Below are 13,258 nucleotides of genomic sequence, written 5' to 3'. Positions count from 1 at the left end.
CGCGTGGCTGTCATGGAAATATCTTTGAAATGGGTTAGCCCTGATTGGGCAAATACAATCTTTCTGCTTTTGGCTTGTACCATTCTGCTAGGCTCACTGGAACTCTTGAATTGAAGCCCAGTAACTGCCGGGTTAATTCCGATAGCTGTCGTCCCCTGGACTCTCCGAGCATTCTTGCGTAGTCCATCTGCGGTTTGATGAATGCCGGCCCAAAGCTAAGCGTCAGCGCAACCCTGTTTTCCTGTGTGGAGTTAAGCGTTCCTTTGTGCCAGAGGTATGAGTTGAACAATAAGATCGATCCCGCCGCTCCCAAGATCGGCTCGCTCCCTCGCTCGAATTCTTCGTCGCTGGGCTGTTCGGACATCAAATGTGAACCGCTCAACACTCTGGTTGCGCCATTCTCGATCGTGAACTCGTCGAGCATCACGAGCATATTCATACGCATGTTGAACATTGGGATATAGGTCGCAACGTCTCGATGCACCCTGTGAACATAATTCACCAGATTCGGAAAGCCTCCAACCGGGTTGCACGCATGCAGAATATACGGCTTGCAAGAAAAAAAATGCGACAAATACGGGTGGAACAAATGCAGGTCGATGAACGCATCGATGCTGTCACCGCCGCCGATGGCGTTGTGCCCAGTGCCGTCCCCTGCAAGATTGATCTTGTTGGCGATTTGATGGCCGGCGCAGATATCTATCCACTTGAGGCTGTCGCGTCGCAGTTCGCGAACCAGGTCGGCTGGAAGGGAATCAGGAAAAAGGGCCCATCCTCGCGTCTTGATCTTGCTATCAAAGTCGATAATATCCGCCGTCATAATTTCGACTCCATCAAGATTTTTCCGGCACGATCGTCGATTGAATAAAAGCCCAGTTTTCCGTAGAACGCCTGTGCTGCGAGATTGCTTGAGTTGACCTCCAGACGGCAAGCCCGGAATCCTCTACTTCTGGCCCGCTCAATGACTGAATTGATGAGCAAATGCCCGAGTCCGCTTCGCCGGCTTTCCGGGGCTACCAGAATCAGTGTTACGTAGGCCGTCAGCGTGGTTTCGTCATTGCAGTAGTAGGCAATGAAGCCCCGGCACAAACCCTTGTCGAGATGAAGAAAGAACTCCGCGTTCGACATGAGCTTTTCCATGTACGAATCCAGAGCGCCCCCTATGAAGCTTGCGTCGCGCCCCTGTTCGCACAAGATGAGCTTGCAGATTTCTTCGTACATGATGGTGAGCCTCGGCGTCGCATCGGGTTCTTGATGGCAGAATCGCCGTGGTTTGCGGCGTGATGGCGGTTTCGATTTTCGAGGGATCGAGGTTGAGTGTATTCGGCTCGACGTCGACGAACGCCGGCTTGATTCCGTTCCAACGTAACGAATGCGCAGTCGCTTCGAAGGAATATGGAGTGGTGATGACTTCGCCGGTGATACGCGGCGCCTGCAGCGCCGTGACGAGCGCCAGCGTGCCGTTGACAAATAGCGAGAGATGCTGCGCGCCGAGATACTCTCCCAGCGCTTTTTCGAGCTGCTGGTGAAACGGGTCCCCGTTGGTCAGGACTTTGCTGTCGCAGATGTTCTCCAGGTAAGGGATGAACTCGGAAAGCGGCGGCATGTGCGGCTGCGTCACGTAGATGCTTTCCCTCTCAGATGATGGGATCACGCGAAGCGATGCATTTTTATTCATTTAGCGCTCCCTTGCGGGCGGCGGACAATGTGTTTGCCAGTTGCATGGCGTGGTCGGCGGGGACGGATAACAAGGGTCAACCGGCGTCGATGAAAGGCGAACTCGTGTGCGAACAACGGCGCCGTGGGGCGTCACTTTGACAACGGTGTGTGGCGATCTTGTTGAATTATGTGGCCTCAGTTTCGATGCCGATGCATCGAAATGAGGCGAAAAAGCACGCTTCTTTGCGGGATCGCGACGCGCGCCGAGAGAGCGTGACTCTCTTGCCAGATGGCGACGAGAGCGACAGTTTGGAACCCATGAGCGTATTTCCGGGACAATGACATGGGGATCGAGCGATCGTGTAGCGCGGGTCTCTTTGTAGTTTGAAAAATATTCCCATGCCCCGTATTCGGATCGCTATCTTCTGCGGATGAAGAATGCTGCTCCCAGAATGAACGCGCAAGAAATGTCAGGGAGGTAGTTGTTCAAGAATTCGTCACTGACTTTCTTAGGTCTATCACCGTACGACCCAACGTAGTCGTCCATGATCCATCCAACAGCAAACTACTAGTTCGCATGAAGCGGCGACGCCCTTCTTGACGATAACGTCGCCCTGATTGATCCACGTGCAGTACGGCAATGTGCCTCGTGTAGCGCGTTTCTCCGAAGACAGTGGGCACACCCATCCACAACGCATGGCGGGACGTGGTCACGCCGCCATAGGGAAAGGTAAATTCGCGCCAATTCACGTCAACCAGGTAGCGTGAACGTTTGCCTTGCGTATCAACGCACAATCATCGAGATCGAGCATTTGGACTGGTTGCGAACCTTTCCCGTGCAGATGCGCATCGGTGAAATCAAGATGGTTCATGGTGGGTGGCACGACCCCATCGACGAATACCTGAAGCCGACTGTCGACTATTTCGAGCGGGTGCAGGGAAGTTATTTCGTATCCGGTCATACGCATCTGCAGACCGCCCAGTGCTTCGGCGACAAGGTTTACTGGAACCCCGGCTCGGTGGGGCAGCCGAGAGACGGCGACCCATGGGTGGCGTTCGCGGTGTACGAGTCAAGCGAATTCTCGCTGCATCGCGTCGAGTACGACATGCAGAAAGTGTTCGACCTGATGGACGCTGCGGGTTTCAGCGACAACTACTACGGTGGTCTGAAAACAGGCGCGCGCAACCTGCAGCGGCTTGTTGAGAGCTAACTTCTGCCACACTAACGTCGTCGACTACGATTCGCGCGGCAACATCTTCTACTCGTCGCGCGACTCCCACGCGGAATTCGAGGCGGATCGCGCGCGCGGCGGCCTCGAAAATACGGCGGCGCGGACGCTGCGCGAAACTTGCTACAGAACAGATCCTGCGATGACCCGACTGCGCTCCCCGATCTGGTAGGCCGTAGCACGCTTCATGGGGATGATCCGTTAAAACCCTTTCCAGTAGTCCACAAAACCATCTTTGCAATGGAACCAGGTGCTTTGCAGTTCGCGATTGATTGAGGCGATCTTCCTGTTAACGTCTGCGCCTTTCTCGCGCAGAAGCACCCAGCACTTGGCTGGCGGGCAATATATGGACGAGCGGTAACCCCATTGCTCCATCAGTATCTCCATACTTCTGTTAGTGTGGAATGCCGTGTGCACAGGTGGGCGCAAATAAAACCAGTTGGGATCGTCTGGAATTTTTTCACAAACGACTGTATGTATGATCAAAGATCCATCTTGATCGACCATGCCGTTTACTGCGTCCAGATCTTCTCGCCGCAAAACGTGTTCGAACATTGCTGAATTGATAACCGTCTTGTAACGCCTAAGGTCAGCGCGATCAATGTATCTTCCGGAATTGTCGCCTTGCACATAGCGGTCAAATATGGGCACCTTAAGGCCGTAGTATTTCCACAGTATGTTGCTCAAGGTGCCATATCCGGCGGCATAGTCAACCACACTGTCCAGGCTGATTACGTCATTTTTACCGAGAAACGACAGCATGATCGCCTGCTCGGCGTACGGCGGCTGATTTCCCTTGGTTTCGTTGTCCGGGTTCTCTATGTAGTGGTGAAAGTGTTTGTTTAGTTCGTCCCATATCTTCTGATCCAGTGCGCTATGTGTTCCAGACAGAACAAAGCCGCAATGCCTGCATTTGTGATAATCCACAGTGCCAATCGGCCTCATGAATTCGGCGAAGGGACTTTCAGTATATGTCTTCGAGAAATAGTAGTCGCTGTCGGATTCGCAAATTATGCAATTCATTTCCCTATTTCCTTTCCACAATAGTTTTTTCTAACCGCACGATCTCTCCACCGTTTGGCGCTGACTGGTGATCAGCCGGTGGGGTCAGCGCCGCGGTTTTGGCGCGATGCAGCACGCGTTTGGGCAAGATGGCGCCGCCGCCATCGAGTCGCGTCTGCCAATCCTATCCACCAGCGATCGAAGCATACCAACCGGAAGTTTGATTCACAGAGGGACCGCCGATCTGTCGATCAGAGGACGAAAAGCCCTTCATTTCGTAACGTCCGGGCCCCCGTTGTCGGCGCGGCTTCGCTGGATTCACGCGCGCAACGCGCACTCACGCGACTGTCCGGCCGAAGGGGCTCGACATAGGTGCCGCGCGCCGCGATACGGCACCGACCTGCGAACAAGATTCCATTACCGGAATTGAGACGGTGCGCGCGAAGTACATCGGCGAATGGGCATCCCTGTCCGCACTCTGCTGGATGGCGCCCTAGTGCATCGTTCCTGCGGATAGTGCAAATAAAGACGGAAATGACGTGTTGTTTCCCGTTTGTCAGGACGCAGCCATCCTGTATGCTGCACGACAACTTCAAACAGACGAATTGATGAATTGGAGCACGTTGTCGTTGCGACGAGCCTGTTTTGCCGTTGAGTCATTGCACTGCTCCGGCACTTGGGTACATCTACGTTTCGTTTTGATTGTCAGATTCTGATAGTGGAGGTTCGATGAAAGTAGCCATTATGCAACCTTATTTTCTGCCGTATATCGGATATTTCCAGCTGATAAAGGCGGTGGATGTCTTTGTCGTCTACGACAATATAAAATATACCAAAAGTGGCTGGTTCAACAGAAATCGATTTCTGTCGAATGGAGAGGGCGTCTACTTTAGCGTTCCGCTAAAAAAGGACTCGGATTATCTCAATGTCGTGGAGCGTAAGCTGGCTCCCGAGTTCGATGTAGACAAGCTGCTCAATAAGTTGAAGGCTGCCTATTGCAGAGCGCCGAACTTTAGGCAAGGATTTTCTATGCTCAACGAATTTCTATTGCCTAACGAAGCCAATTTGTTTGCTTTTATAAAGCACTCGATCGATAGGGTGGTTGAGCGTCTGGATATTAAAGCTAAAATTCTCGTTTCCTCATCTATCGACATCGATCATGCCTTGAAGGCGCAGGACAAAGTAATGGCGATATGTCGGGCCCTGGGCGCGACCACTTACATCAATGCCATTGGCGGAATGGAGTTGTATTCAAAGGAGGCCTTCCGCCAGAACGGAATCGACCTCGGATTTATTAAATCGAGGCCAATTGAGTACCGGCAGTTCGCCAACGATTTCGTGCCGTGGCTCTCGATCATTGACGTCGTCATGTTCAATGATATTGATGTTGTCAGGTCGATGCTCGATGCGTATGACGTGATTTAGGCACGCTGGGTCGCCGAGGCGCAGTTACGTCGCGCTCTGCGCCCAGATCTCCGCAGGCCCGCAATCCTTCCGATTCAGCCGCAGGCCGTGCGCAGATACTGTTGGGCTGCCTTCGTCCGACCGATCGCCTTCTCGTATTCGATTTCCAGTTCGATCTGGGTCGCTTTCGCGTCCGCGAGGATGGCGGCATCGATCGCCTGGATCTTGCGGATCATCTCGAGCGTGGCGAGCTCCTGCTGCGCGCTCAACGCCATCAGCAGCGACGAGCGTGCTTCCGTCAGGCGGGCCGCCTCCGGCCAGTCGGCGAGAGACGCTGCATGCCCGATTTCCTGCGTCATCGAGAGCAGGTGTTCGACTGAAGATGTCTGGTTCATACCGAACGGTTCCTTTCGATCAGTTCTTGTTGGTTGCCATCGAGCCCGCGCTGTTGGTGCCGCCGAACAACTGCGTCAGGTATTGCGAGTTGTTGTTCATCGTCGCCATCAAGGTGTTGAGGGCCGTGAACTGCGCCTGATACTGGCTCGTCAACTGCGCTGTGTAGTTGGTGAGGGCCGTTTGCTGCGTGGCGATGCTGGCAAGGTCCGTCTTGAGTGCAGTTGTCTCGGTGGCGATGATACCGCCCGTCTGCGTGAAGTTCGTGATGCTGTTGTTCAACTGCGCGGCGATGCCGGTCGTCGTGTTGAACAGCGAGGCAACGGTCGCCGGCGAGCTGGTCAATGCGGTGTTCAGCGCCGTGTTGTCGACCGTCAGCGAGCCATCCTGATTCAATGTGATACCGATCGAGGCGAGTGTGAGGGAGCTATTACCATTCTTCACACCACCGCTGACAATATTCGAAAGCGTGTTCTGTACCGTATTGGCCATCGAGTCGCCCAGCAGCGGGCCGCTCTGCGATCCTTGCGCCTGCGTGCTGTCGAACGACGTGAGCGTGCCCATTGTCGTCACCAGCGTGTTGTACAGGCTGACGAAATTGGTGATTGCGGTCGCCTGCGAGCTCGTGTCGGACGTGATGCTCAGTGTCTGCGTATTGCCGACGGTCGCGCCGGAGGACGAGGTGGTGCCGAGCGCCGCGGCGGTCAGGTTCAGGGTGACGCCGGCGATTGCCGTCGTCGACGTGTTGGTGGAACTGCTGACCGGCGTACCGTCCACGGTGAAGAGTGCGTCTTGTGCGGACTGCGTCTGGGTCCATGCGCCGCCTGCCGCAGAAGTGACCGACGAAGTCGCGACCATGTTGCTGAGACTCGACAGTCCCTGATCGATCGTCACGCCGCTCGTCGAGACGCTGATAGGGCTCGAACTGCCGTTGGTCGAGGTCAGCACGAGCTGGTCGCCGCTCGAAGTGGTGACGACGCTTGCCTTCACGCCCGGATTGCCGCTCGCGCTGTTGATCGCATTTGCGACGTCGGTCAACGTATCCGCCGGCGAAGCGATATTGACGGTCATCGAGTTAGCCCCGAGCGACACATTCATCGTGCCGCTACCGAGTTCCTTGGTCGCGCCGAACGTGCCCGACGTGAGCACGGGTGAGGATGTCACCCCAAGGCTCGACAGGCCTGCGCTGCTCGAAGAAACGCTGATCGTGTTCGCTGAACCGGTAGCCGTGGAACGCAGCACGAGGTGCGCGCCGTCCGTGCCGGTGACGACGGTTGCCGAGACGCCCGGATTGTTGGTCGCGGAGTTGATCGCCGAGGCAATGCCGCTTAACGTGTTGTTCGTTGAATCGATGTTGACGCTCATCGACTGGCTGCCGAGCGAGACGTTCAACGTGCCGGTGCCGATCTGCGTAGTGGCGTTGAAGGCGCTCGAGGAAATGGTCTGTGCCGCCGCGACTTGCGAGACCGCAATCGAATAGCTGCCTGCCACGGAGCCTACGCCGGCGGTTGCGGTAAGGCCCGTTCCGCTTGTGGTCGTCGTGTACGACGCCAGCGTCTTGCCGTTCGCCAGGTTGGCCACGCTGGCTTGCAGTGCTGACAGTGCCGCCTGGAGCGTGCCGATCGCCGAGATTTTCGTATTGTCGCTGGTTTGCTGCGCACTCAATGCCGACGTCTGGCCGGCCACCTTCGCGTTGACAAGTGCGGTCACCAGCGACGAGACATCAAGCGACGAATTGCCGGTCGAGCCGCTGATGATCGACTGTGCGGCCTGCTGAAGCGCGGCATTGGTGCTCGCGGTTGTATTGGTGGCAGTCGTGGATGATGCCGTCGAGACGGTTGACATGGAGCGGCTCCGTGCGTCGGTGAGTCAGTCAAGCTTAGGGTGTTGGTTCAGAACGCAGTGCGGGAGGCTGAGCCTCCCGCAAAACCGAAACTATCGCATACGCGTCGCACTATGCGCTCGACGCGTATGCCGTTACTACGTGAAGCCTTATTGCAGGAGTTTCAGAACTTGCTGCGGCAGCGAGTTGGCCTGTGCCAGCACCGAGATACCCGCTTGTTGCAGCACCTGCGCCTTGCTCAGGTTCGCCGTTTCTTGTGCGAAGTTGGCGTCCTGGATTTGGGATTGCGCCCCTGCCAGGTCGGTCGACTGGGCTTGCTGAGTCGTCGAGATGGCCGTGAAGCGGTTTTGTGCCGCACCCAGCGTTGCCTGGATGTTGTTGACCGTGGTCAACGCGTTGTCGATGGCTTCCATCGCCTGGTTCGCGCCGCTGGTCGTGCTGATGTTGATGTTCGACACCGTCGGCGGCGCGTTGTTGGCCGAGATCGTGCCGAAGTTGCTGGCCGGCGCCCCTGCGAAAGCGACCGTAGCCGTCGCGGCGGTACCCTTGTTGCCGGACGTGCCGAAGATGGCGGCAGTCGCTGCGGACGACAACTGGCTGCCGTTCTGATCAAAGAAGACAACGTTACCGCTACCATCCGATTTCGCCGTAATCGACGTGATCGCGTTCGCCGGGCTGGCGCCTGCGATGTTCGCGCCGGTCGTCGGGTTGACACTGATACCACCAATCGTACCCAGCACCGTACCTGCGGTTACGCCGGCAACGTTGTTGGTGTTAATGGCAGTCAGTTCCGTCGCCGGATTCAACGCGCCAGTGGTGGTTGCAGTGAGCGTGCCGACGGTCGGTGTTGCGCCAAACAGCGTCTGGACAGCGCCACCTGCGGCCGTTGAAAGCGCTTGGTTGTTCTGATCGGTGAACGTGTACCCACCGTTGCCATTGGACAGCACGTTGATCTGGGTGATCTCATTGCCTGTGCTGGTACCGTTGACCCATGCTGCGCCGCTCGAATCCACCGACACAGCGATCGAGCCAAGGGTGGCACCTGCCTGTACCTTGCCGCCGCCGAGCGACGAGGAGGACAGGCTTTGCGTCAGGTTCAGGCTGACCGTCTGGCCGACGTTTGCGCCGACCTGGAACGACACGCTGCCTGCCGAACCGTCCAGAATGTTCTGGCCGTTGAACTGCGTCTGCGACGCGATCCGGTTCACTTCGGAGATCTGCTGTGCCACTTCCTGCTGCAGCGCGGCCTGGTTGTCGGCCGTCAAGCCACCGCTCGATGCCTGCACCGCCAGTTGGCGAATACGTTGCAGGCTCGACGTGATCTGTGCAAGACCGCTCGATGCCGTCTGGATCATCGACACGCCGTTATTCGCATTCGACACGCCCTGATTCAGGCCGTTGATCTGCGTTTGCATGCCGGTCGAGATTGCCAGACCTGCTGCGTCGTCAGCCGCGCTGTTGATGCGCTTGCCCGACGACAGGCGCGTGATGGCTTGCGAGAGGGCGCTTTGCGAGCCGTTAAGGTTTTGCTGTGCAACCAGCGAGTTGATGTTGCTATTGATTCCGAGCATGAAAATCTCCTAAATAAGCCTTGAGCCCAAAACGCCACATTGGCATCGGCGGAAGCACTCGTTCATTGCTGGCCGCCTCAGTGAAGGTTGACGGCTCGTCTAAAAAAAACTTGAGGGACTTTGTGCAATAGCGACCCAATTGTTTTTCGGGTCGATTGGGGCGCCGCTCGCCCGTGAGCCGCTTGCAGCCTTGTTCGGGAGATCCACTGCAGGTATCGAAAAGACGGCGTATTCTCTTTTTCTCTTGTGGCAAACCCTGGAGAAATCATGCAAAAGCGCCGGATTGGACGTTCCAAATTGGAGGTCGCGCCGCTTATGTTCGGTGGCAATGTATTTGGCTGGACCGCTGATGAAACCACCTCGTTTTCTATCCTGGATGCATTTGTCGACGCGGGGCTCAACTTCATCGATACCGCCGATGTCTATTCCGCGTGGGCGCCGGGCAACCAGGGTGGTGAATCGGAAACCATCATCGGCAAGTGGTTCAGGCAGAGCGGCAAGCGCGACAGGATCGTGCTCGCCACCAAGGTTTCCAAGCACCCGCAGCGCAAGGGCTTGTCTGCGGCGAACATTCAGGCGGCAGTCGAAGATTCGCTGCGGCGCTTGCAAACCGATTACATCGATGTCTATTTTTCTCACGACGACGACACCGAAACGCCTTTGGCCGAAACGCTTGGCGCCTATCAGAGGCTGATCGAGGTGGGCAAGGTACGGGTGATCGGCGCGTCGAACTACAGTGGCGCGCGCGTCGAGGAAGCGCTCGCCGTGTCCCGCCAGCACGGGCTGCCCGAGTACCAATTACTGCAGCCGGAGTACAACCTGTACGACCGCGCGGAGTATGAGCGTGACATCGAGCCGGTGGCGCTCGCCAATCAGCTCAGCGTGGTGGTGTACTGGAGTCTTGCAAGCGGCTTTCTGTCCGGCAAGTACCGTTCGCAGGTTGATCTGGTCAACAAGGCGCGCGGCGCCGGGTCGAGAAGTATCTGAACGAGCGCGGTTTGCGGATTCTAGACGCGCTCGACCGGGTCGCCGAGCGGCACGGCAGCACGCCGGCCACCGTCGCACTGGCATGGCTGATCGCCCGTCCGAGTGTAACGGCCCCAATTGCCAGCGCGACCTCGATCGAGCAGCTCAAAAGCCTCGCCGCCGCCGTTCACCTGGTACTGACCGGCGCCGATATCCGCGAACTGGATGAGGCGAGTGCCTGATCGCCCACGGGACCTGGCGCGGTCGCTAAACCCCTGGTAGGATGGGGAGTTTCCTGATATCATCGGGAGTGAATTGAGATCTTTGCCTGTTTCGTCAATGTTTTTCATTGATGAAAGGTTGGCGAAACGGCAACAGACGCGGCTTCGGCATTACGTCTGTCCGCGTTCCGCGGTGAACTCCCCACCTCTCTTTTCCGGCCTCCGTGGCCGTTATGCCTCTCGCTTCATTCGTGGTTTGGCCGGGTTCTACCCGCGTTTGCCTGTTACTGGCCATGAATCGAAACGACCGGAGGGCCGGCGCGTGAGCGGTATTCCGCCACGCAATTTACCCCTATCAAGTGATTGAGTTAGGAATTACATGACGACGATTCTTCTGAAAGAAAACGAGCCGTTCGAAGTGGCGATTCGCCGCTTTCGTCGCGCAATCGAAAAGAATGGCCTGATCGCTGAACTGCGTGAGCGCCAATCGTACGAAAAGCCGACCACGGCACGTAAGCGCAAGAAGGCTGCTGCTGTGAAGCGCCTGCACAAGCGCCTGCGCAGCCAGATGCTGCCGAAAAAGCTGCACTAAGCACGTTTTTTCGCACGCCGAACGGCGGTGTGAGCTTCGAAAGAAGCCACATCGCCGTTTTGTTTTTGGGGTACCGATTTTTTGGGGTACCGCTTGCATTGGGCTTTTGCGGCTACACGGACGCGCGTTACGCGGCGCTCTTCAGGCGCTCCGCAGAAAGGCCGAATTGCCGGGCAATCGAACTCAGACGCTCATGCCATTCCCACGTGCCGAACACGTCGTGCACGTTTTGCAGGCAACTAAGCAGAGTGACGGTGGCCGGGTCGTACACATTGAGGTTGGCGCGCAGGAGCGCCTTTTTAAGCGCAGATACGCCCGCATCCATGTAAGCGGGCACCTCGGCGGGCGCTCTGCCGATGTAGCGCACCGGAACGCCTTCCATCGCGGTCATGTAGTCGCGCGGCTTGATGAAGCTGCCGACCGGGCAGCCGCCGCAGTAGCCGCGGTAAGCACCGCCTCCGCGCGGCAGCAAGGCAGCGCGCTGCTGGCTGAGCAGATGGTCTACGGCTTGATCGAAAATCTCCTGATGCGTCAGGAAGCTAAGGCTTTTCATGGTTGGTCTCCCACGCGTTACGCAGCGGTTATTCGTTGTTCGAGCGCATGAAAGGCAGTATCGGACACGCGCCAAATAGCGAAACCCGGACTAGCACAGCGAAAAGCCTTCAATTCGCGTGTTTGGCTCGTTCGCCGCTCGTTTGCCCTTTCTTTTCCGGTGACCCCACCGCCACGTCAGCCCGCTTTGCGATTACGTCCTTTCTTGCCGAGCGCCGCGCATCGCGCGCGGCACATGCAGCTCGCCTCGTGGTCGTTCACCATACCGACCGCCTGCATGAACGCGTAGCAAATCGTCGAGCCGACGAACTTGCAGCCGTAGCGCTTCAGCCCCTTGCTGAGCGCGTCCGAAATTTCGGTGGATGCCGGCGCCTGCTTATACGATGCCCAATCGTTCTGGATCGGCGTCTGATCGACGAACGACCATACGAAGTTGGCGAGCGAGCCGTGCTCAGCCTGAATCTGCTGCACGGCGCGCGCGTTGGTAATCGCCGACTCGATCTTGCCGCGATGGCGCACAATACTTTCGTCCAGCACCAGCGCATCGACGTGTTTGGGCGTAAAGCGCGCTACCTTGTCGATATCGAAGTCGGCGAATGCGCGGCGATAGCCGGTCCGTTTGTTGAGAATCGTCGACCATGACAAACCAGCCTGCGCACCTTCCAGCACAAGCATTTCGAACAAATGCTGATCGTCGCGCGAGGGCACGCCCCATTCGGTGTCGTGGTAGTGTGCGAGCGCTTCGCTCGATACCCAGTTGCATCGCTGTGTCACTTTCGCGCTCCCGCGTTGTCATGTCGCCCGTCAGCATAGCGGAAGCCGTGCGTGCTGCAAGCTGGCCATTCGGCCGATTGCCGGATTGAAACTGACCTGCCACGCTATGCGTTATTCACCACCTGAACTCACTCGATTCGATGAATAAAGACCTCTTTCTGATCGGCATTGACGGCGGCGGCAGCGGTACGCGCGTCGCACTCGGCGACTCACAGGGCCGCGAACTGGCGCAGGCGGCGAGCGGGCCGTCGGGTCTGGGCCTCGGTGTGGAGCGCGCGTGGCAGGCCATCGGAGCCGGCTGCGCCGACGCATTTGCACGTGCCGGCGTGCGGCTGGACTGGTCGCGCTGCGTACTCGGCTGCGGGTTGGCGGGGGTCAATAATCGCGACTGGTTGGCCGCGTTTCGCGCGCAGGCGCCAGCGGTCGCCGGGCTCGCGGTGGAAAGCGATGTGTACACCACCTTGCTTGGCGCGCACGGCGGTGCTCCCGGCGTGGTCGTCGCGCTTGGCACCGGCAGTCAGGCGGCCGCGCTTGACGGCAACGGCGAATGCCGAACCTCTGGCGGCTTCGGTTACCCGTCGGGCGACGAAGCGAGCGGCGCCTGGCTCGGGCTGCGGGCCATCGTGCACGCCCAGCAGGCGCTCGATGGGCGTGTGCCCCACGACGATCTGGCGCAGGCGCTGCTCTCCCATACCGGTGCGCATGACCGCGACAGCCTCGTGGTCTGGCTGTGCGAAGCCAATCAGACGGCTTATGCAAGGCTCGCGCCGATCGTCATCGCGCATCGCACGCATCCGTTCGCCGCGCGTTTGCTTGGCGAAGCCGGCGTGGAAGTGGGCAAGATGATTGCCGCGCTCGACCCTTCGGCGACCCTGCCAGTCGCGCTGTGCGGCGGCCTCGGCGCACCCTTGCGCGAGTACGTGCCGCAGATTTATCAGGCTCGCTTGCGCGAGCCGTTGGCGGACTCGGCACACGGCGGTTTGCAGTTGGCGCAGCGCGAAGCGGTTCGCGTCGCCGGTTGAGAGTCGCCGGGTGCGCGCCGGGTGCGATCT

Annotated in this window: 12 protein-coding genes and 2 pseudogenes; 5 read left to right on the top strand and 9 right to left on the bottom strand. The window is 58.0% G+C overall.

The features are described 5' to 3' along the window. Positions 1-34: 34 nt before the first annotated feature. From GNZ13_RS14245 to GNZ13_RS14235, 3 genes and pseudogenes are all read right to left on the bottom strand, one after another. A complete protein-coding gene (locus GNZ13_RS14245; protein ID WP_172165199.1) occupies positions 35-820 on the bottom strand; it encodes a phytanoyl-CoA dioxygenase family protein in 786 nt (261 codons plus the stop codon). Then, a complete protein-coding gene (locus tag GNZ13_RS54240; protein WP_407945632.1) occupies positions 817-1,128 on the bottom strand; it encodes a GNAT family N-acetyltransferase in 312 nt (103 codons plus the stop codon). The genes GNZ13_RS14245 and GNZ13_RS54240 overlap by 4 nt, the downstream gene beginning before the upstream one ends. 126 nt (positions 1,129-1,254) lie before the next feature. Beyond that, positions 1,255-1,678, bottom strand: a pseudogene (locus tag GNZ13_RS14235) (DegT/DnrJ/EryC1/StrS family aminotransferase); the annotation flags it as partial. Between the two features lie 745 nt (positions 1,679-2,423). Between GNZ13_RS14235 and GNZ13_RS14230 the strand changes: the two are divergent. Beyond that, positions 2,424-2,870 (top strand): metallophosphoesterase family protein, encoded by a 447-nt coding sequence (locus tag GNZ13_RS14230; RefSeq protein WP_216674839.1) that lies wholly within the window; start codon positions 2,424-2,426, stop codon positions 2,868-2,870. A 219-nt stretch (positions 2,871-3,089) separates the two neighbouring features. On the opposite strand, the gene GNZ13_RS14225 is transcribed toward GNZ13_RS14230, so the two are convergent. After that, on the bottom strand, positions 3,090-3,911 hold the full coding sequence (locus GNZ13_RS14225; RefSeq protein WP_172165192.1) for a class I SAM-dependent methyltransferase: 822 nt from the start codon (positions 3,909-3,911) through the stop codon (positions 3,090-3,092). 708 nt (positions 3,912-4,619) lie between these two features. Here GNZ13_RS14225 and GNZ13_RS14220 point away from each other — a divergent pair. Then, positions 4,620-5,315 carry a WbqC family protein gene (locus GNZ13_RS14220; protein ID WP_172165189.1) on the top strand — a complete coding sequence of 232 codons (696 nt, stop codon included), beginning with the start codon at positions 4,620-4,622 and terminating at the stop codon, positions 5,313-5,315. Between the two features lie 74 nt (positions 5,316-5,389). Here GNZ13_RS14220 and GNZ13_RS14215 read toward each other — a convergent pair whose 3' ends face one another. From GNZ13_RS14215 to GNZ13_RS14205, 3 genes are all read right to left on the bottom strand, one after another. Further along, positions 5,390-5,689, bottom strand: a complete 300-nt coding sequence (locus GNZ13_RS14215) for a flagellar protein FliT (protein ID WP_172165186.1) — start codon at positions 5,687-5,689, stop codon at positions 5,390-5,392. A gap of 19 nt (positions 5,690-5,708) precedes the next feature. Then, complete coding sequence (gene fliD / locus GNZ13_RS14210; protein ID WP_172165183.1) at positions 5,709-7,532, bottom strand: flagellar filament capping protein FliD; 1,824 nt, start codon at positions 7,530-7,532, stop codon at positions 5,709-5,711. Between the two features lie 147 nt (positions 7,533-7,679). Further along, positions 7,680-9,101, bottom strand: a complete 1,422-nt coding sequence (locus tag GNZ13_RS14205) for a flagellin N-terminal helical domain-containing protein (protein ID WP_172165180.1) — start codon at positions 9,099-9,101, stop codon at positions 7,680-7,682. 267 nt (positions 9,102-9,368) lie between these two features. On the opposite strand from GNZ13_RS14205, the pseudogene GNZ13_RS14200 reads away from it, so the two are divergent. Beyond that, positions 9,369-10,309 (top strand): annotated as a pseudogene (locus GNZ13_RS14200) (aldo/keto reductase). 358 nt (positions 10,310-10,667) lie between these two features. After that, entirely contained in the window at positions 10,668-10,880 is a 213-nt protein-coding gene (gene rpsU, locus GNZ13_RS14195; protein ID WP_006050883.1) for a 30S ribosomal protein S21, read from the top strand. A 127-nt stretch (positions 10,881-11,007) separates the two neighbouring features. Here rpsU and GNZ13_RS14190 read toward each other — a convergent pair whose 3' ends face one another. Together GNZ13_RS14190 and GNZ13_RS14185 are read right to left on the bottom strand one after the other, a co-directional pair. Then, positions 11,008-11,433 (bottom strand): hypothetical protein, encoded by a 426-nt coding sequence (locus GNZ13_RS14190; RefSeq protein ID WP_172165177.1) that lies wholly within the window; start codon positions 11,431-11,433, stop codon positions 11,008-11,010. A 176-nt stretch (positions 11,434-11,609) separates the two neighbouring features. Next, positions 11,610-12,206 (bottom strand): DNA-3-methyladenine glycosylase I, encoded by a 597-nt coding sequence (locus GNZ13_RS14185; protein WP_172165174.1) that lies wholly within the window; start codon positions 12,204-12,206, stop codon positions 11,610-11,612. 140 nt (positions 12,207-12,346) lie between these two features. On the opposite strand from GNZ13_RS14185, the gene GNZ13_RS14180 reads away from it, so the two are divergent. Next, entirely contained in the window at positions 12,347-13,228 is an 882-nt protein-coding gene (locus GNZ13_RS14180) for a BadF/BadG/BcrA/BcrD ATPase family protein (RefSeq protein WP_172165171.1), read from the top strand. The last annotated feature ends 30 nt before the right edge of the window (positions 13,229-13,258 follow it).

The organism is Paraburkholderia elongata, assembly GCF_013177735.1.
Classification (GTDB): Bacteria; Pseudomonadota; Gammaproteobacteria; order Burkholderiales; family Burkholderiaceae; genus Paraburkholderia; species Paraburkholderia elongata.
The sequence above is the reverse complement of the archived record's forward strand: the minus strand, read 5'-3'. Positions and strand labels throughout refer to the sequence as shown.

What these genes read in the sequence shown, in the direction of transcription:
- GNZ13_RS14245 (WP_172165199.1), bottom strand. Translation starts at nt 820, where the DNA reads ATGACGGCGGATATTATCGACTTTGATAGCAAGATCAAGACGCGAGGA.
- GNZ13_RS54240 (WP_407945632.1), bottom strand. Translation starts at nt 1,128, where the DNA reads ATGTCGAACGCGGAGTTCTTTCTTCATCTCGACAAGGGTTTGTGCCGG.
- GNZ13_RS14225 (WP_172165192.1), bottom strand. Translation starts at nt 3,911, where the DNA reads ATGAATTGCATAATTTGCGAATCCGACAGCGACTACTATTTCTCGAAG.
- GNZ13_RS14220 (WP_172165189.1), top strand. Translation starts at nt 4,620, where the DNA reads ATGAAAGTAGCCATTATGCAACCTTATTTTCTGCCGTATATCGGATAT.
- GNZ13_RS14215 (WP_172165186.1), bottom strand. Translation starts at nt 5,689, where the DNA reads ATGAACCAGACATCTTCAGTCGAACACCTGCTCTCGATGACGCAGGAA.
- fliD (WP_172165183.1), bottom strand. Translation starts at nt 7,532, where the DNA reads ATGTCAACCGTCTCGACGGCATCATCCACGACTGCCACCAATACAACC.
- GNZ13_RS14205 (WP_172165180.1), bottom strand. Translation starts at nt 9,101, where the DNA reads ATGCTCGGAATCAATAGCAACATCAACTCGCTGGTTGCACAGCAAAAC.
- rpsU (WP_006050883.1), top strand. Translation starts at nt 10,668, where the DNA reads ATGACGACGATTCTTCTGAAAGAAAACGAGCCGTTCGAAGTGGCGATT.
- GNZ13_RS14190 (WP_172165177.1), bottom strand. Translation starts at nt 11,433, where the DNA reads ATGAAAAGCCTTAGCTTCCTGACGCATCAGGAGATTTTCGATCAAGCC.
- GNZ13_RS14180 (WP_172165171.1), top strand. Translation starts at nt 12,347, where the DNA reads ATGAATAAAGACCTCTTTCTGATCGGCATTGACGGCGGCGGCAGCGGT.